The 17,254-nt window shown below is 53.8% G+C and carries 15 protein-coding genes; 3 read left to right on the forward strand and 12 right to left on the reverse strand.

The window, feature by feature from the left end:
- The first annotated feature begins 16 nt into the window (after positions 1 to 16).
- A complete protein-coding gene (locus B0F88_RS01380; RefSeq protein ID WP_104422136.1) occupies positions 17 to 4,345 on the forward strand; it encodes a DEAD/DEAH box helicase in 4,329 nt (1,442 codons plus the stop codon).
- Positions 4,346 to 4,564: 219 nt separating this feature from the next.
- Here B0F88_RS01380 and B0F88_RS01385 read toward each other — a convergent pair whose 3' ends face one another.
- Both B0F88_RS01385 and B0F88_RS01390 read right to left on the reverse strand, forming a co-directional pair.
- The gene (locus tag B0F88_RS01385) at positions 4,565 to 5,908 is read right to left on the reverse strand and encodes a sigma-54-dependent transcriptional regulator (RefSeq protein WP_104422137.1); all 1,344 of its coding nucleotides are present in this window, start codon (positions 5,906 to 5,908) and stop codon (positions 4,565 to 4,567) included.
- Positions 5,905 to 7,533, reverse strand: coding sequence for a sensor histidine kinase (locus tag B0F88_RS01390; protein WP_104422138.1), 1,629 nt, complete (start codon positions 7,531 to 7,533; stop codon positions 5,905 to 5,907). The genes B0F88_RS01385 and B0F88_RS01390 overlap by 4 nt, the downstream gene beginning before the upstream one ends.
- A gap of 167 nt (positions 7,534 to 7,700) precedes the next feature.
- On the opposite strand from B0F88_RS01390, the gene sucC reads away from it, so the two are divergent.
- Together sucC and sucD are read left to right on the forward strand one after the other, a co-directional pair.
- Positions 7,701 to 8,870, forward strand: a complete 1,170-nt coding sequence (sucC, locus tag B0F88_RS01395) for an ADP-forming succinate--CoA ligase subunit beta (protein ID WP_104422139.1) — start codon at positions 7,701 to 7,703, stop codon at positions 8,868 to 8,870.
- On the forward strand, positions 8,867 to 9,733 hold the full coding sequence (gene sucD / locus B0F88_RS01400) for a succinate--CoA ligase subunit alpha (RefSeq protein ID WP_104422140.1): 867 nt from the start codon (positions 8,867 to 8,869) through the stop codon (positions 9,731 to 9,733). The genes sucC and sucD overlap by 4 nt, the downstream gene beginning before the upstream one ends.
- A 74-nt stretch (positions 9,734 to 9,807) precedes the next feature.
- On the opposite strand, the gene B0F88_RS01405 is transcribed toward sucD, so the two are convergent.
- The 10 genes from B0F88_RS01405 to B0F88_RS01450 form a co-directional block, all read right to left on the reverse strand.
- The gene (locus B0F88_RS01405; RefSeq protein ID WP_104422141.1) at positions 9,808 to 10,836 is read right to left on the reverse strand and encodes a lytic murein transglycosylase; all 1,029 of its coding nucleotides are present in this window, start codon (positions 10,834 to 10,836) and stop codon (positions 9,808 to 9,810) included.
- Between the two features lie 109 nt (positions 10,837 to 10,945).
- Positions 10,946 to 11,227, reverse strand: a complete 282-nt coding sequence (locus B0F88_RS01410; protein WP_104422142.1) for a hypothetical protein — start codon at positions 11,225 to 11,227, stop codon at positions 10,946 to 10,948.
- 41 nt (positions 11,228 to 11,268) lie between these two features.
- Entirely contained in the window at positions 11,269 to 11,766 is a 498-nt protein-coding gene (locus B0F88_RS01415; RefSeq protein ID WP_104422143.1) for a bifunctional adenosylcobinamide kinase/adenosylcobinamide-phosphate guanylyltransferase, read from the reverse strand.
- Positions 11,763 to 12,659 (reverse strand): adenosylcobinamide-phosphate synthase CbiB, encoded by an 897-nt coding sequence (gene cbiB, locus B0F88_RS01420; RefSeq protein ID WP_104422144.1) that lies wholly within the window; start codon positions 12,657 to 12,659, stop codon positions 11,763 to 11,765. The genes B0F88_RS01415 and cbiB overlap by 4 nt, the downstream gene beginning before the upstream one ends.
- A 157-nt stretch (positions 12,660 to 12,816) precedes the next feature.
- Positions 12,817 to 14,217 carry a cobyric acid synthase gene (locus B0F88_RS01425; protein WP_104422145.1) on the reverse strand — a complete coding sequence of 467 codons (1,401 nt, stop codon included), beginning with the start codon at positions 14,215 to 14,217 and terminating at the stop codon, positions 12,817 to 12,819.
- A gap of 95 nt (positions 14,218 to 14,312) precedes the next feature.
- Positions 14,313 to 15,380 carry an aminotransferase class I/II-fold pyridoxal phosphate-dependent enzyme gene (locus tag B0F88_RS01430; protein ID WP_258076520.1) on the reverse strand — a complete coding sequence of 356 codons (1,068 nt, stop codon included), beginning with the start codon at positions 15,378 to 15,380 and terminating at the stop codon, positions 14,313 to 14,315.
- 43 nt (positions 15,381 to 15,423) lie between these two features.
- Positions 15,424 to 15,987: an alpha-ribazole phosphatase gene (cobC, locus tag B0F88_RS01435; RefSeq protein ID WP_104422147.1), complete on the reverse strand. Its 564-nt coding sequence runs from the start codon at positions 15,985 to 15,987 to the stop codon at positions 15,424 to 15,426.
- Positions 15,972 to 16,715 carry an adenosylcobinamide-GDP ribazoletransferase gene (gene cobS, locus B0F88_RS01440; protein ID WP_104422148.1) on the reverse strand — a complete coding sequence of 248 codons (744 nt, stop codon included), beginning with the start codon at positions 16,713 to 16,715 and terminating at the stop codon, positions 15,972 to 15,974. Before cobS ends, cobC begins: the two co-directional genes overlap by 16 nt.
- 5 nt (positions 16,716 to 16,720) lie before the next feature.
- Positions 16,721 to 17,011, reverse strand: coding sequence for a type II toxin-antitoxin system RelE/ParE family toxin (locus B0F88_RS01445; RefSeq protein WP_104422149.1), 291 nt, complete (start codon positions 17,009 to 17,011; stop codon positions 16,721 to 16,723).
- Positions 17,008 to 17,220, reverse strand: coding sequence for an addiction module protein (locus B0F88_RS01450; protein ID WP_104422150.1), 213 nt, complete (start codon positions 17,218 to 17,220; stop codon positions 17,008 to 17,010). Before B0F88_RS01450 ends, B0F88_RS01445 begins: the two co-directional genes overlap by 4 nt.
- Positions 17,221 to 17,254 lie beyond the last annotated feature (34 nt).

Below are 17,254 nucleotides of genomic sequence, written 5' to 3' on the forward strand. Positions count from 1 at the left end.
GCTAACTTCCGATGCCATGCCGTTAACATCGTTTCATCCTACCGTCGCCCAATGGTTCAATACCCATTTCGACGCCCCCTCGGACGTCCAGCGCCAGGCTTGGCCTGTCATTCGTGCGGGCGAATCCACACTGATCGCCGCCCCTACCGGCTCGGGTAAAACCCTGGCGGCATTTCTTGCGGCCATCGACCAGTTGGTGCAACAGGGACTGGAATCGCCGTTGCCGGATGAAACCCGGATTCTCTATATATCGCCGCTCAAAGCGCTGTCCAACGACATTCACAAAAACCTGGAACTGCCGCTGAACGGGATTCGTCTTGCGTTACTGGAAAGCGGTCTGCCCGATGTCGCTATCCGAGCCCAAACCCGCACCGGCGATACCTCGACCGCAGAACGCGCGGCCATGAAGCGCCAGCCTCCGCATATTCTGGTCACTACGCCGGAATCCCTTTACATATTGCTGACCTCGGATTCAGGACGCGAGATGCTGAGCCCGGTGCGCAGCGTTATCGTCGATGAGATTCATGCGCTGGCAGGCAACAAGCGCGGCGCGCATCTTTCGCTTTCCCTGGAACGCCTGACGCAACTGACGGCAACGCCGCCGGTGCGCATCGGTTTATCCGCCACGCAAAAACCGGTCGAACTGATGGCGCACTTTCTGACAGGAACCCAGACAACGCAATGTACGATTATCGATACCGGCCATAAACGGCAGCGTGATTTGCAAATAGAAGTCACCGGCTCGCCGCTGGAAGCGGTCATGGCGGCGGAAGTCTGGGGCGAAATCTACAATCGTCTTGAACAGTTGATCGAGCAACACCGCACGACCTTGATTTTTGTGAACACCCGCCGTCTGGCCGAACGCGTGGCTGCGGCGCTGGCCGAACGCTTGGGCGAAGAATTTGTCACTTCCCATCATGGCAGCCTGGCCAAGGAACACCGGCTGGCAGCGGAACAGCGTTTAAAACAGGGCACGCTCAAAGCCCTGGTGGCGACGGCTTCATTGGAACTCGGTATCGATATCGGTGAAGTGGATCTGGTTTGCCAGCTGGCCTCGCCCCATGCCATATCAACCTTTCTGCAGCGGGTCGGGCGATCCGGTCACAGCCTTGGCGCTACGCCCAAAGGACGTCTGTTTCCGCTGTCGCGCGATGATCTGGTGGAATGCACTGCCATGATGGCAGCTATTCAACGGGATGAACTGGACCATATTTCAATTCCCGAGCATCCGCTCGATGTACTGGCGCAGCAAATCGTAGCCGAAATTGCCGGCCGCGAGTGGCACGAAAACGATCTTTATCAGGCCTTTTCCGCTGCCTGGCCTTACCGGGAACTGACCCATGAGCAGTTTATAGACGTCGTCAAAATGCTCAGCGACGGTTTTCATACGCGGCGCGGCCGGCGCGGTGCCTATCTGCACCGGGATGCCGTTCACGGCATGCTGCGGCCTCGCAAGGGCGCGCGGCTGACCGCGCTGATCAACGGCGGGGCCATTCCCGACCAGTTCGATTACGATGTGATTTTGCAGCCTGAAGGCATTTTTGTCGGCACCCTGAATGAAGACTTCGCTTTCGAAAGCCTGCCGGGCGATATTTTTCAACTGGGCAACAGCTCGTATCGGATGCTCAAGATCGAACAGGGCCGCGTCTATGTTGAAGATGCCCACGGCCAGCCGCCCAATATCCCGTTCTGGATCGGTGAAGCGCCCGGCCGCAGCGATGAACTGTCGCTTGCGGTATCGGATTTGCGCGCAACCGTGGATGCCAAGCTCGAACAGGGAGAAGACGAGGCTTATCGTTATCTGAAAGAGAACCTGCTGCTTCCCCATGCCGCGGCGGAGCAACTGGCGCAATATCTGGCCGCGGCCAAGGCGGCTCTGACGGTATTGCCTACACAGCAGAAAATCGTGTTTGAACGCTTTTTCGATGAAACCGGCGACATGCATTTCGTCATCCACTCGGCTTACGGCTCCCGGATTAACCGGGCCTGGGGCCTCGCATTGCGAAAACGCTTCTGCCGCCGCTTCAACTTCGAACTACAGGCCGCCGCCGGCGAAGACACCATTGTGTTGTCGCTAGGTCCGACCCACAGTTTTCCGCTGGATGAACCCGCGCAGTACCTCAAGGCGGCTACGGTCAAAGACATCCTGATTCAGGCGCTGTTAGCGGCCCCGATGTTTCCGTCGCGCTGGCGCTGGGTTGCCAACACCGCGCTGGCCGTGCCGCGCAACCGCGCCGGAAAGAAAGTCCCGGCCTATTTTCAGCGCAACGACGCCGAGGATCTTATCGCCCTGGTCTTCCCGGATCAGCTCGCCTGTCAGGAAAACATCGCCGGAAACCGGGAGATTCCCGATCACCCGCTGGTCAACCAGACCTTATCCGACTGTTTGCACGAGTTGATGGACATCGACGGCCTGGAACGGCTGTTGACTGGCATCGAACAGGGAACGATCACCGTCATTGCCAGGGATTTGGCAAGCCCTTCCCCGCTGGCCCTGGAAATACTCAACGCCCGGCCCTATGCTTTTTTGGACGACGCCCCTGCCGAGGAACGCAGGACTCTGGCGGTGCAGCAACGGCGCTTCATGGACCCGCAAAGCGCCGCCGACATCGGCCGCCTGAACCCCGAGGCCGTCGAACGGGTACGGATCGAAGCCTGGCCGGAAGCCCATACCCCGGACGAACTTCACGACGCGCTGGTGGTGCTGGGGTTTCTGACCGAAACCGAGGGAGCACGCGGCCCGCTTTCGGACTTGCATGACAATCTTGCCCACGGCTGGCCCAGCCTGATGGAAAGCCTGCAAAAGAGCAAACGCGCAACCGTCATGACCCTTGCCGATGACACGCGCCTATGGATTGCGGCCGAACGCTTGGAGGTTTTGCAACTGCTGTTTCCGAAGGCCGTTATTCATCCTTTCATCGCCCCGGTTGCCGCTGGTGAAGCAAGCGATCGGGACAGCGCCGCAACGGAAATCATCCGCAGCCGCCTGGAAGGTTTGGGACCGGTCACCGCCGCGCAACTGGCAGATCCGCTGGCGCTTGACATCGCCGCTATTGACCGCGCCTTAATCGCTTTGCAACAGGAAGGCTTCGTGATTCAAGGAAGGTTTACCCAGGAAAACACTGCAACCGAATGGTGCGAACGCGGCTTACTGGCGCGCATTCATCGCTATACGCTCAAGCAATTGCGCACTGAAATAGAGCCGGTAGCTCCCGCGGACTTCATGCGCTTCCTGTTTCGCTGGCACGGCCTGGATGATCCGGGCGAGGGAGAAGCCACCTTGCAACAGCGCTTATTGCAACTGGAAGGCCTCTGTCTTCCGGCCGTCAGCTGGGAGGCCGACATTCTGCCGGCCAGAATGCGTTTCTATCTGTCTTCAGATCTCGATAAATTGTGCGGCTCCGGCAAAATCACCTGGCTGCGTTTGCAAGCTCCTAGCGGGACTGCGTTGAACAAACGCAAAAACCCTGCCGGAAAATCCACCTCAATCAGCTTTATCAGCCGGCCTAATCTTCCGCACTGGCGCGCCTATGCGCCGCTGCCGGCGAATGAAGCGCTGGAGTTGTCGGGCAAAGGGCAAAAAGTCTACGATGCGCTGAAGCAATGGGGCGCCAGCTTCTTCGAAGACCTGCTGGCAGAAACCGGCCTGCTCAAATCGCAACTGGAAGAAGCGCTGGCGGAACTGGCCGCTTGGGGACTGGTTACCGCTGACAGTTTTCAGGGCTTGCGCACGCTGATCACGCCGCAGAAAATCCAGCAACGCCGCAGCAAAAAATATCCGCATCACGATCCGTTCGCCGCCTCCGGCCGTTGGTCGTTAAATAGGTCGAATCAGCCTGTCGAAACCGACCGCTATCAGCACTGCGAACACATCGCCCGAGTCCTGCTGCGCCGTTACGGCATTATCTTTCGCAAGCTGCTGGATCAGGAAGACATTCTGCCTCCGTGGCGGGAATTGTTATATGTGTTCCGGCACATGGAGGCGCGGGGCGAGCTGCGCGGCGGCCGCTTCGTGCAGGGCTTCGCCGGGGAACAATACGCCTTGCCCGAAGCGGTAAGCGCCCTCAGAGAAATCCGCAAGCAAACCGGGCAGGGCGATCTTATTGCCATCAGCGCCGCCGATCCGTTGAATTTAACCGGTCTGGTTACGCCGGGACAACGCGTACCGGGGCAGCCGGGTCAGCGCATTTTATACCGAGACGGAATTCCGATTGCCCATAGCGCGCAAGATAAAATCAGTTTTCTTGTGCGCGTTGAACCGCAGGATGAATGGCGGATCAAGAATGCGTTGCTGCGTAAACCAAGCTTAACCGCTTACCAACACATGGCCCGCCCGCCGGTTTGATCTGTTTTTTAACGGCAACCTCATATGAAATAACTTGAGCAAGTTTTATTTTTCATTTTTTAACCATGAAGGACATGAAGCGGCATGAAGGTTTAAGCCTTCATGTCCTTCATGCTCTTCATGGTAATTGCCTAAATTAATTGATGCACGATCCCAAGTTGCCGATTCCGTTCGTGGTGAGCTTGTCGAATTGTTAAGCGCTTCTTTAGCGAGCGGGGCTCAATAATCCATATCGAGCTGCTTCAAACGATAGCATAACGACCTGAGCGACAGCCCCAGCTGTTCGGCGGCGGCGGTTTTATCCCAGTTGTTGTCTTCCAGCGCCTGGGTGACGGCTTTTCTTTCAATTTTTTCCAGATGTTCCGCCAATGATCCCAAGGAGGGGTCAAAATCCTGCGATTTAGCGACCTTCCGGCTGTCTGCCGGCAGATTCAAATCGTCTATCTCGATGCTGCTGCCGTCATACAACGCAAGCGCCCGCTCCAGGATATTTTCAAGCTCGCGCACATTGCCCGGAAAATGATAGCGTTGCAATGCCGCTAATGCCGATGCCGACAAGACCGGCCTATGCTGGCTGTCGGCATCGGTCAGTTTGACTAATATATGATCGACAAGGACCGGTATATCGCCGGGCCGCTCCCGCAACGGCGGGACATGAAGATCGATCACATTGATACGGTAATATAAATCCTGCCTGAAACTGCCGTCCTTAACCATATCGCCAAGGTTTTTATGGGTCGCGCTGAGCAAACGAATATCGACCGGGATTTCCTGCTGCTCTCCGACCGGGCGGATCTTTTTTTCCTGGATCGCGCGCAGTAATTTGACTTGCAGCGGCAGCGGCAGGTCGGCGACTTCATCAAGAAACAGGGTGCCGCCTTCCGCGGCTTGAAAAAAGCCTTTTTTGTCGCTGACCGCCCCGGTGAAACTGCCTTTTTTATGACCGAAAAATTCGCTTTCCATCAGCTCGTGCGGAATCGCTCCGCAGTTAATCGCGACAAAAGCATGGTCGCTACGGGAGCTGCGCTGATGAATCAGCCTTGCAACCAGTTCCTTGCCGGAGCCTGATTCGCCGCTGATATAGACCGGGGCCTGGCTGCGGGCGAGTTTATCTATTTTTGCCCGGATCTCCTGCATGATTACTGATTCGCCCAGCAGCGAGTCGCGCGGTTGCCTTGCTTTAACAGAGCCTGCTTCGGAAAGTTTTAACGCATTGTTAACGAGCAATCTCAGCGCGGACAAGTCAACCGGTTTGGACACAAAATCGAAAGCGCCTTTTTTCATCGCCAGAATGGCCGACTCCATATTGCCGTGCGCGGTAATAACGGCAACCGGTATCGAATCGGGAAGCGTTTGTATGAAATCGACCAGCTCCAGGCCGTTGCCGTCCGGCAGTTTCATGTCGGTCAGGCAAAGATCGAAGGGCTTTTGCCGCAACAAGGCCTTGGCTCCGGCAACGTTTTCAGCGCTGCAGGTCTGGATAGCCATCCTGTTCAGCGTGATTTCCAACAGCTCCCGGATATCGGGCTCGTCGTCTACAATCAATGCCAATGGTTTATTCATAGTTCGATTCTGGTCTGTTCCGCATTTAACAAGCAAAGCCGAAAACAACTCCGGTTATCGGCCGTTAAATAATAGCTCAATTTCGCCTGATTTAATTCGGCCAGCTCTCTTGAGATATAAAGGCCTAATCCCGTACCGCTAGACGATGTGGTAAAAAAAGGTTCAAACAGGTGGATCTGGTGTTTGCGGCTGATGCCGGAACCGTTATCGACGACTTCTATGCAGGGCGCCTGTCGTATCGCGAAAGCGCGTAAAATGATTGGCCCGGCTTCGGGCTTTCCGTATTTCAGTGCATTCCGGCACAGATTGTCCATAATCTGCCTTAAATGGCCCGGATCTATCAGTGCGCATAAGGATTCCGCAGGGCACGAGAGCTTGAACGCATCGATGTTCACATTGTGTTCAAGCGTGAAATTGTTCAGGTAACTGTCCAGCCACGGCTTTAGCTGGATCTTTTCCCGTCTTGAGTCGGTTCTTCTGGATAGCTGTAAAATATCGTCAATAATATGGTTGACGCGGACCGAGTGGGTTTGGATGATTTCAGTCAGCCGCCGGTCCTGGCCGGATAACAGCGGGTTTTCCGAGAGCAATTGCCCTGCATGGCTGATAGCGCCCAAGGGGTTGCGTATTTCGTGGGCAATGCTGGCGGTGAGCCGGCCCAGCGATGCCAGCTTGCTTTGCTGCACCTGCTGGTTATAAAGCGCAATATCCTCGAGAATGATCATGTAAAAAAATTCATGAGCTGTCGGCAGGGGCATGAACCGGCTATGAATTTCGGACTGGTTCGGCAGTTGCAGCAGCGCAAGATTCTGTTCGGGATCGGACAGCCAGGTTTGAAATGCCTGCGATAAATGGTCCGAAATGTCGCTCAGCGTGACCGGCAGCACCGGTAAATTTGCCAGCCGTAATGCCGACTCATTGGCCATCTGAATCGCCTGCTGCTTGTTGGCGATAATGATGCCCGATTGCAGATGCTGGATAATGTATTTGTTCAGGTCCTCGAGTTTGGTAATGGTTTTTTTCTGTTGATCGGCCAACCGTAATATTTGTTCGCTACGCTTTGCGAGGATATAGGACAGCAAGGCGATGGTAAAAAATGAAGCGCCCAGCATTCCGGCGTTGGCATAAGAAGTCGAATGAAAACTGTGCATGTGGGCGGCAACGACTTGTTCGGCCAATACGGCCAGACTGGCCATCGCGGCAAATACCATCGCGCAGCGGCCGCCGATCAACAAGCCGCCCGCCGCGATGGATACCGCAAGCAAGGCGCCCATGCCGCTGTTGATACCGCCGGAGGCATGCATGATCAAGGTCAGAATGAATATGTCGGTAAAAATGAGCAGTTGCGCCTGCGTCGTGTAGCTCGTCAGCCGCCAGGCTATGCAGATGCCCGACAGGATTGACAGCAGCAAGTAGCTTTGGCTGGTGTAGACGAATAATCGGCTGTCGTAAGTGCCGAGCAATGAAGACCCTGAATACTTGTAAAACAACACAACAAACAAACCGGCCAGGATAAGCCGATAGCCTAAAAACACTTTCAGCAATAACCAGGCTTGTTGGGCGGGAATGCCGTAACCTTTGGAGAACGGGCAGGGATAAATGGTCTCGTCGGTATTTGGCGGCATGTCGGTTTTTAGAATGGCGTTTTGCAGGGACTTGAGAGGTTAAAGGCGCAAGGCGAAAAAACCTTGCGCCTTGCACCTTGAACCTTGTACCTTAATCGTAGCATTTAGTTGTCATCCGTGTGTGAAAAATACCCGCCGGACCTTACCGGTCAATCGAGGAGTCGTAAATGAATATTCATGAATACCAGGCTAAACAGTTGTTTCTGCATTACGCGATACCGGCGCCTGACGGCAAGCAGGCGGCCTCGCCCGAAGGCGCCGAACAGGTTGCCAAGGAGCTGGGCGGCGAGAGCTGGGTGGTTAAAGCACAGGTTCACGCAGGCGGCCGGGGCAAGGTCGGCGGCGTCAAGCTGGCCAAGAGTCCGGCTGAAGTGGCCGGATTCAGCCGGGACATGCTCGGAAAACGGCTGGTGACCAAGCAGACCGGCGCGGAAGGACTGCCGATCAACTCAGTGCTGATCGAAAAGACCTACCCGATCAAGCGCGAACTCTATTTGAGCGTATTGGTCGACCGTGGCAGTCAGCGCATTATTTTTATCGCCTCGGCAGCGGGCGGCATGGATATAGAAACCGTCGCCCACGAAACGCCCGAGCAGATTATCACCGTTCCGGTCCATCCTGCCGCGGGCCTTCAAGGCTATCAATGCCGGAAAGTCGCCTACGCCTTAGGACTTAAAGGCGCGCAGATCAAAGCGCTGGGCAAAATCATGCAAGGCTTGTACGACCTGTTTTTAGCCAAGGACGCCAGCCAGATTGAAATTAACCCGCTGATAGAAACCGACAGCGGCGAACTGATGGCGCTGGATGCCAAGATCAATTTCGACGATAACGCAGTCGAAGCGCATCCCGATATAAGGGCGATGAAAGATCCCGCTCAAGAAGATGAAAAAGAAAACAAAGCCCAGCAATTCGGGCTCAATTACATCACCCTGGAAGGCAATATAGGCTGCATGGTCAACGGCGCGGGACTGGCAATGGCGACGATGGACCTGGTTAAACTGAAAGGCGGACAACCGGCCAATTTTCTCGATGTCGGCGGCGGCACCAGCGTTGAAAAAGTCTGCGAGGCGTTCAAACTGATCCTGTCGGATCATAGCGTCAAGGCGGTCTTGGTGAATATTTTCGGCGGCATCGTCCAATGCGACATTATCGCGGCCGGTATTTTGGCCGCCGTCGAACAGGTTCATGTCGCGGTACCGGTGGTAGTGCGCCTGGAAGGCACCAATGCCGAACAGGGCCGGGCCTTGTTAAGCAACACCGGATTGAATCTTTATGCGGCGGATGATTTGGCGCACGCCGCGGAACAAGTCGTCGCACTGGCTAAGGAGGCCGCATGAGCATTTTAATCGATAAAGACACTAAAGTGATTTGCCAGGGCTTTACCGGCAAACAAGGCACGTTTCATTCCCAACAGGCGCTGGACTACGGCACAAAGTTGGTCGGCGGCGTTACCCCGGAACGCGGCGGCGAAACCCATTTGGGTTTGCCGGTGTTCAACACCGTGCAGGATGCGGTCAACGATACCGGAGCCACCGCCAGCGTCATTTACGTGCCGCCTTTTTACGCGGCCGACGCGATTCTGGAAGCCGTCGATGCCGGGATACAACTGATCGTCTGCATCACCGAAGGCATACCCATATTGCAAATGCTGCGGGTTAAAGCGGCGATGGCAGGTACCGGCGCATTGCTGATCGGACCGAACTGCCCCGGCGTGATCACCCCCGGCGCATGCAAAATCGGCATCATGCCCGGCCATATCCACCGGCCCGGATCGATCGGCATCGTGTCGCGCTCCGGCACCTTGACCTATGAATCGGTGCATCAAACCACCGCGCAAGGCTTGGGGCAAAGCACCTGCGTCGGCATCGGCGGCGACCCGATCCACGGCATGAACTTCGTCGACGTGCTGAGCCGTTTTCAGGCCGACGACCAAACCAAAGGCATCGTGATGGTCGGAGAAATCGGCGGCGGCGAGGAAGAAGACGCCGCGGAATATATCAAAGCCCACGTCACCAAGCCTGTGGTTGCATATATCGCAGGACAAACCGCGCCTCCCGGAAAGCGCATGGGCCATGCCGGCGCGATTGTGACCGGCGGCAAAGGCACGGCGGAAGGTAAAGTCGCCGCGCTGAAAGCGGCAGGGATTGAAGTGGTCAGTTCGCCGACCGATATTGGGGTGGCGATGAAGCGGTGCTTGTAAGAGGAAGGAATGATCGTAGCGGGCCGGAAAACTCGGCAGCCGCTACGTTCGACCGGTCAGGCGAGGCGCAACGCTCAACGCCGGGCAAGATAGCTTGCCACCCTGTTGTCCGACTGATAAATGCCGCGCTTTATGGCCTGAGCCAATTGATGCACCGCCATTGCGTATTTATCGCTGTTATTGTATTTCTTGATCACCTTAAAATTGGGATGGACGCGCCAGTATTCGCTGCCGTTGGTTGCGCTCAGCTCAATGGTTGCGTCGCCGCTATAGCCTTTGGCTTGTTCCGCTACCGGCATTTTGCTTTGCCAGCCGTTACGTGAAAAATAATGCGCTACGCTGCCGATCGCATCGTACTGATCCCAAAGATTTCGATGCCCATCGTTGTTGAAATCGACCGCCAAGGTGCGGAAACTGCTGGGCATAAACTGACCCAAGCCCATTGCACCGGCCCAGGAACCGACCGGTTTAAGAGGCTCGTAGCCTTCTTCGCGGGTCATCAGCAAGAAGTTCTCCAGCTCCGAGGTAAAAAACTTGGAGCGCCGCTGGGTGTCGAATGCCAGCGTAGTCAACGCATCGAGAATGCGCGTTTTGCCGACATTGCGGCCGAAAAAGGTTTCCACGCCGATAATCGCAACAATATATTCGGGATCGACGCCGTAAGTAACGCTGGCTTTCTGGATCGCATCCGCATTACTGCTCCAAAAGGCTATGCCGTTATTGATATGCGCATCGGTGATGAATTGCTGACGGTAGCGCGTCCAGCCACCCACCTTCGGGTGAGCGGGTTTGGGACCGTGGTATTGCGGCGGATTTTCCAGGCGAATAACGTAATCCAGGCGCTTGGCCTGCGAAAACAAACCGTTCAAATAGCTTTCCGAAAAACCGTGTTCTTGCACCATGTGCCGGATAAAGTTTTGCACCGGCTGTGAATGGGCATACGCCCCGGTTAATATCTGCGCTTGATCCTCAACCGAACGATTGGGAATAGTGCCGGTAACTTGATCAGGCGCATCGGTTTTAACCGCCGGATTGCTGGCGCATCCGCTAAGCGCGAGCGCCAAAGCCAGTTTAAATAAGCGTTTACAGACTGTGTTTTTCACGGTTGTCTCTTTGTTGTTAAGCGATGCAGAACGCGAAGCTCCGCTGGAGTGTTCGTTAGGCAATATTTTTCTTATAAAAAATCAATAGAACATGACTATATTAGTTTCATTATAAATACAACTTCGAGTATGACTTCGTAAGTTTGCTACGTTTTGCAGGAACTTGCTTAGGATTTTTCAATCCGGTGATTTGCTTGGTATATTGCCCTACCCATTGATTCACTGTATTTTTACCTAATTCAAGTACAAGTTCATCATATCGTCTTTGCCAAGAAAGCTGCCGTTCTATTGCAAGAAATACATCCTCAATAAGATCTTCACCGTATGGCTGTGAAATAGCTTCAAGCACTTTACTTACAAGTTCATCAACCCCTTGTGTTTTTTTGGTCATACTATTTACCTTGAAGTTACCTAATCATATGCATGAGGCAATTATTTCATTTTCATCTTCAGGCCCGCACTGCAAAAAAACACCTGATCGCAATGCTGTCCCATCAGTTGAGCCGCTTTACCGGACAGATCGACAAACTGCCTAGCCAGGCGGTTGTCGGCAATGACGCTGAGTCCGACTTCATTGTGCACCAGCACCATGTCACAAGTTAACTGTAGCACCGCTTCCAGTTCTTGCAAAATATCCGCTTCGGGAATTTGATGATAAAGCTGGTTGTTCAGCCACATCGACACGCATTCAACCAAAACCGGCCCCCGGCATTTTTGCAATGCTTCAAGCAGTTTAACGGGTTCTTCGATAGTGGCAAATAAATCTTCGCGGCGTTGCTGATGAACGCGGATACGCGCCTGCATCTCGTCATCAAAAACCTCGTTCGTCGCCAGATAGTAGGGTTTATCGGCTGAGGCTTGCTCTAAAATATACGCCTCCGCCAACCGCGACTTCCCGCTTTTGATGCCGCCTATAAACAGTGTTTTCATGACAATAAGGCTCCGGCGGCCAAAAGGCCTAGAACGATCAGATTAATGCCTGTTTTCATTTGCAATGCCTGCGTTAATGCAGACTTGTCGACCGGATTAAGGGCTAAACCCAGCGTCGGCTTATGTTTGATTTGGCCGTGGTAACTGGCATCGCCGCCCAACGCAACGCCCAAGGCTCCGGCCATTGCCGCGATCGGGTAACCGGCATTGGGACTTTCCAGTTTGTTGCCGTCGCGCCGTAAACATTGCCAGACGCGTTGTTTATCTTTTGCCAATGCGACAATCAGCAACGCGGTCAGCCGGGCGGGAATGTAGTTGGCTATATCGTCCACTATCGCCGCCGTTTTGCCGAAATAAAAATAGCGTTCGGTTTTATAGGCAATCATCGAATCCATCGTATTGATGGCTTTATACACGGCAATCCCAGGCAAACCGAACAACAGCAGATAAAACAGCGGCGCGATAACGCCGTCGCTGAGATTTTCCGCCCAGGTTTCCAGTCCCGCTTTATAAACTTCGGTTTCGGTCATGTCTTGGGTATCGCGGCTGACCAGATAGCTTAGCGCCTGCTTGGGCTGCTCGGCGGTCAACAGCGCGGCGACGCTTTCATGCAGCATATTCATCGCAAGTCCTGTCGAGGCAAGCACCGCCAAAACCGTCAGCGACAGCCAATCCGGCAAGAAGCCGCACAGATAAGCCACAGCGATGCTTATCAATAGGGTTAATTTTATTAAACCGACCACCAATAGCGCGCCGGGCAAAATCCGGTCGCTGTAAAAACGGCGCTCAAACGCATTGATAAAATCACCCATCAATACCACCGGGTGCTTGCAGGGAAGTTCGCCAAAAATCATATCGACAAAATACGCCAAGGCCGCTAATTCAAAAAACATCGTAACATCTCATGCCTTTGCTTAACATTAAACGGCCAAAGCAAGCTTTGGACTCCAAAAAATACAGATGCCGGAGTTCAAAGCTTGCTTTGCCTACATGGATGTAGGTAAGGGGCGTGAGCAGGAGCGGAAGCTTTGAACTTTGTGATTCTAAGCATCAGTCCGCCTGTAACGCCTGCAAAATGGCCGCTATATCCAGGCGTTCCGCGACCATATCGGCAAAGCCCTGTATTTCGGCCTCGCGGTAATGCGCATAGGTATAGCCTCGATACTGCGGATTAATGGCTTTGAAATAATCGGTACGAAACTCATCGTGATCGAAAATCCCATGCACATGGGTTCCTGAGCACAAGCCGCCCTGATAATACAGCGGATACTTGTCCATGCGTCCGCAATGGATTTCATAGCCGCTGATCTCGGCGTATGAAAACAGCGGATACTGTCCGCGTGTGAGTATTTTCGGGCTTTGATAAATCACCGTATCGTCGATAAAGCTCAAGCCTGTTTCCACAATCGCAGTTTCATGTTCAATCGCATCAGGGTCGTGCAAGCTCCGGCACAGCATTTGATAGCCGCCGCAGATGCCGAATACCGGCTTATTGAAACGCAAAATCTCCTCGAACAGGCCCTGCTTTTTCAGCCATTGCAAATCGCGGATCACGGTCTTGCTGCCCGGCAACAGCACCATATCGAAGCTTTCCAGCGGGCGGTGGGCGTGGATCAGCTCGACATAAAGCTCGGGGTCGCCCATCAGCACATCGAGATCGTTGTAATTGCTCAGGCCCGGATAGGCGATAACGGCAACGCGGATTTTGGCGTCGTCCAGGCGCTGACGGTAATTACGCAGCGACTGGGAGTCTTCCATGTCGATGTTCAGCGGCTTAAACGGCAGCACGCCTAAAACCGGAACGCCGAAGCGCTCGGTGATGATCTTTTCGCCCTCGTCGAAAAAACGCCGGTCGCCGCGAAACTTGTTGATCACCACCCCGATCAGGTTGCTGCGCATGACCGGATCCATCAGCTCCAAGGTGCCGTAAATCGACGCAAATACGCCGCCGCGCTCGATGTCCGCGACCAGGATATTTTTGCTGTTGAAACTGTTGGCGACAAAGGTATTGGACAAATCCTTGTTCAGCAAATTCAACTCGACCGGCGAGCCTGCGCCTTCCGCAACTATCAGGTCATAGTCCTGCTGTAATAATGAAAAGGCCTGTTTGACCTGATCTTTCAATCTGTCGATTTCGGCATAATAGGCCGCAATCGACTGGTTTTGATAAACCAGCCCGTTCACGACCACCTGCACCGAACCGTTGCCGTGCGATTTAAGCAGCACCGGGTTGAACAGGTAACTCGGCTCGACGCGCGCGGCTTCCGCTTGCAGGCACTGCGCCCTGGAAATCTCCCGTCCTTCCTTGGTGACCGCTGAATTATTGGAGACGTTTTGCGCCTTGAACGGTGCGACCTTCAAGCCTTGGTCGGCGAAAATCCGGCACAAGGCCATGACCAGCGTGGTTTTGCCCGCATCTGAACTGGTGCCGAAGACGGCTAATGGTTTCATCGTTGTTTACTTAAAATGTTTTTATGCACCACGAAGGGCATGAAGAACATGAAGTTTATTTCTTCGTGTTCTTCATGCCCTTCGTGGTGAGTTTTTTATTTATTAATGTTTTTAAAACTATGGGCAAGCCGGGCTATGGCGAGTTCATCCTTGACCGCAAAACGCACATGGCTTTCATCCAGGCCCTCAAAATTGTCGCAGACGCGGATTAAAATCCGCGACGGCTCCAGTTGTTCCTGCAACTGATAACCGCTGCCGCCGTCCGCCAAGCGCGCCAGCAGAAAATTGGCCTGGCCCGGATAAATCTTATCGAACAAACCGGAGTTTTGCAGGGCATGATGCAGCAAGTCGCGCAAATGCGCGGTCTGCCGACGGGTCCGTTCGATGAACGCGGTATTTGCCAGCGCCTGCCGCATATAGGCCATGTCGAGGCTGGATAATTTCCATGCCGGTTCAAAGCGCTGCAATTCCTTTATCGCCGCCGTCACCGCCAGAATAAAGCCGATGCGGATACCGGCGCAGCCGTAGAATTTGCTCAGCGATTTGATCAGATAAAGCTTAGCGTAATGCGCGGTGTATTCTGCAACCGAATCGGCTTGGCTAAAGTCCAGGAACGACTCATCGATGATGATCGTGCAGTCTGCCGCCTGCCATTTTGCCAACAAGTCCCGCAACTCATAAAGCCGGCCGTCCGGCGTGGACGGGTTAACAAAAATCACCGTGCTGTGTTGCGGAATATCCGCCATTATTTGACCGAACCGGTCAATGTTATGCACCTTGCAGCCCAGCTCCCCGGCGATATGCGCATATTCGCCGTACAACGGCGTATATAACACCAGGTCTTTCGGCTGCAAGCCGCGCAGCAGGGCGAAGATAGCCGCGCTCGCACCGTTAAACAGTTCCAGATCAACGCCCGCAGGAACCGGGTAGCGCTGATTGATCGCCTGTTTTAGCTGCCCGTAATCGGGGTCGGCATAAGGCGTAAGCTGAACGCCTTGCAAGCAACTTAAATCGACCGGCTGCTCCGGGTTGATGTTGGCCGAAAAATCCAGCACCTGTTCCGGCAGGCAGCCGAGTCGCCGGGCGAATCGGTAAATATTGCCGCCGTGGTTCATCGATAACTTAAGTATCTGCCAAAGCAAGCTTTGGACGACTCCAGGCATCGGAGTACAAAGCTTGCTTTGTAATAGCTACGAGCGTGGTCCATTATAAATTGATGTATTCGATGTAAAGATAATCGTCGGCACGGCGCATTTTATGCACGGAACCCGAATCGATCCGCAGTTGGAATGAATTGGCCAGCGGCAGATTCAAGGCGCGCGCCAGCAAGGCGCGAATAACGCCCGCATGGGTTATCACCAAAACCTGCTTTGCTTCGGTGGCTAACAAATCCTGCCAAAAGCTGTCCGCACGCTGATACAAGTCTTCGAAGTTTTCGCCGTTAGGCGGCGCTCCGGTCACAAAGTTATCCATCCAATGCTGCAAAGCATCGGCCTCGATGTCGTCGAAACGCTTGCCCTCCCAGTCGCCGAAATCAAGTTCCTGCAAGCGCGCATCGGTGGTCACCGTGTCGGAAAAGGTCTCGGCCAATTGCAGGCAACGCGTTAACGGGCTGCTGAAAATCTTGCAGTCATCGTCAAACTCCGGCAGTTTATCATGCAGGTTCGCCATCTCATCCTCAAAGCCGGCCGCCAGGGCCACATCGCTTTGACCGTAACACAGCCCCGGATCGGCAGCCGTCTGGGTGTGGCGAATTAAATAAATATCCATAAGGCACTCACGCTTAAGTAAAAAACAGTTTCGGCGACTTGCTGGCTCGCGCCCAGGCAATCGCCGGTATAGCCGCCGATACGGCGGTAAAAATAATGTCCAAGCAGCACGCTGACAAGCAATACCGGAATGATTGCCAGCGCGCATAAAACCGGCAACAACGCCAATGGCAATAACGCGGTCACGGCGGCAAAAGCCAACTCCCGGAAATTGGGTCGATAAACCGCGCCCGAGGCTTTGCTCTGATGTTCGCGCGCGTATTGGTAACGCCGCATCAGCAACAGCGGCGGCAACCGGCTGATGCTGTGCCCGGCCAGCAACACAGAAGGTACAGCGGCGGGCATTTCGATTAACACACTGATCTTCAGCAACAGCATCAACAGCAGCCCGAGAACGCCATAAACCCCGATATGGGAATCTTTCATGATCTCCAGAATGCGCTGTTTATCCATGCCGCCGCCGAAACCGTCACAGACATCGGCAAAGCCGTCTTCATGCAACGCGCCGGTCAGCAAAATACCGGCGATTAGCGCCAGGATCACCGCCGTGGCTTGCGGCCAAACTGAATCCGCCAGGTAAAATACCAACGCGCAGACGCCGCCAACCAGCCAGCCGACCAAAGGCAAGTAGACCGCCGCCTGAGGCAGCTGCTTGTAATCCAGAATTTGAGGATGCGGCAGGCGGGTGTAGAAGCTGAGGGCTAATAGGAACAGTTTTAGATGGCGCATGGTTGTTATGCTCTATCTATCCAATAATCAGGTTTTCGATGTAAATGCGCCACAGCGATAACAATAATTTTATCGGCATCTATGCCATATAAAATTCCATAAGGGAATCGTTTAACCAAGCAACGCCTTACATTTTTTTCAATCAAAATATAAGATTCTGGATAGGTAGCAATTCTCCTAATTGCCGCATCAAATTCATTTAAAAACTGTACGCCTAAATCTTTCTGTTGAGCTTCATACCATTCAAACGCTTGATCCAGTTCAGTCTGTGCGGACTCAAGGAATTCTATTTTCATTTGTATTTTTGCATAACCGCTTCGTAGCTTACTGTTTTCTGCTCACCCGCTTTATAGGCCTTCCATCTTTTTTGTGCTTCTTCACGCCAGATAGCATCGATTTCCGGATTGGGTGTATCCAAATCGGCAAGTAATAATTCTGCTAAACGTAATTTTTCTAATGGGGGTAAATGGCTAACCTGTTGGTAAAGCTCTTGGCTGCTAAGCATGGTTGTATCTCCGAGAGTTTAAAAAGATGAATAC

The sequence above is a fragment of the Methylobacter tundripaludum genome (assembly GCF_002934365.1).
GTDB lineage: Bacteria > Pseudomonadota > Gammaproteobacteria > Methylococcales > Methylomonadaceae > Methylobacter_A > Methylobacter_A tundripaludum_A.

Bases quoted from the DNA above. Each gene is read 5' to 3' on its own strand.
- B0F88_RS01380 (WP_104422136.1), top strand. From the start codon at position 17: ATGCCGTTAACATCGTTTCATCCTACCGTCGCCCAATGGTTCAATACC.
- B0F88_RS01385 (WP_104422137.1), bottom strand. From the start codon at position 5,908: ATGAATAAACCATTGGCATTGATTGTAGACGACGAGCCCGATATCCGG.
- B0F88_RS01390 (WP_104422138.1), bottom strand. From the start codon at position 7,533: ATGCCGCCAAATACCGACGAGACCATTTATCCCTGCCCGTTCTCCAAA.
- sucC (WP_104422139.1), top strand. From the start codon at position 7,701: ATGAATATTCATGAATACCAGGCTAAACAGTTGTTTCTGCATTACGCG.
- sucD (WP_104422140.1), top strand. From the start codon at position 8,867: ATGAGCATTTTAATCGATAAAGACACTAAAGTGATTTGCCAGGGCTTT.
- B0F88_RS01410 (WP_104422142.1), bottom strand. From the start codon at position 11,227: ATGACCAAAAAAACACAAGGGGTTGATGAACTTGTAAGTAAAGTGCTT.
- B0F88_RS01415 (WP_104422143.1), bottom strand. From the start codon at position 11,766: ATGAAAACACTGTTTATAGGCGGCATCAAAAGCGGGAAGTCGCGGTTG.
- cbiB (WP_104422144.1), bottom strand. From the start codon at position 12,659: ATGTTTTTTGAATTAGCGGCCTTGGCGTATTTTGTCGATATGATTTTT.
- B0F88_RS01425 (WP_104422145.1), bottom strand. From the start codon at position 14,217: ATGAAACCATTAGCCGTCTTCGGCACCAGTTCAGATGCGGGCAAAACC.
- B0F88_RS01430 (WP_258076520.1), bottom strand. From the start codon at position 15,380: ATGCCTGGAGTCGTCCAAAGCTTGCTTTGGCAGATACTTAAGTTATCG.
- cobC (WP_104422147.1), bottom strand. From the start codon at position 15,987: ATGGATATTTATTTAATTCGCCACACCCAGACGGCTGCCGATCCGGGG.
- cobS (WP_104422148.1), bottom strand. From the start codon at position 16,715: ATGCGCCATCTAAAACTGTTCCTATTAGCCCTCAGCTTCTACACCCGC.
- B0F88_RS01445 (WP_104422149.1), bottom strand. From the start codon at position 17,011: ATGAAAATAGAATTCCTTGAGTCCGCACAGACTGAACTGGATCAAGCG.
- B0F88_RS01450 (WP_104422150.1), bottom strand. From the start codon at position 17,220: ATGCTTAGCAGCCAAGAGCTTTACCAACAGGTTAGCCATTTACCCCCA.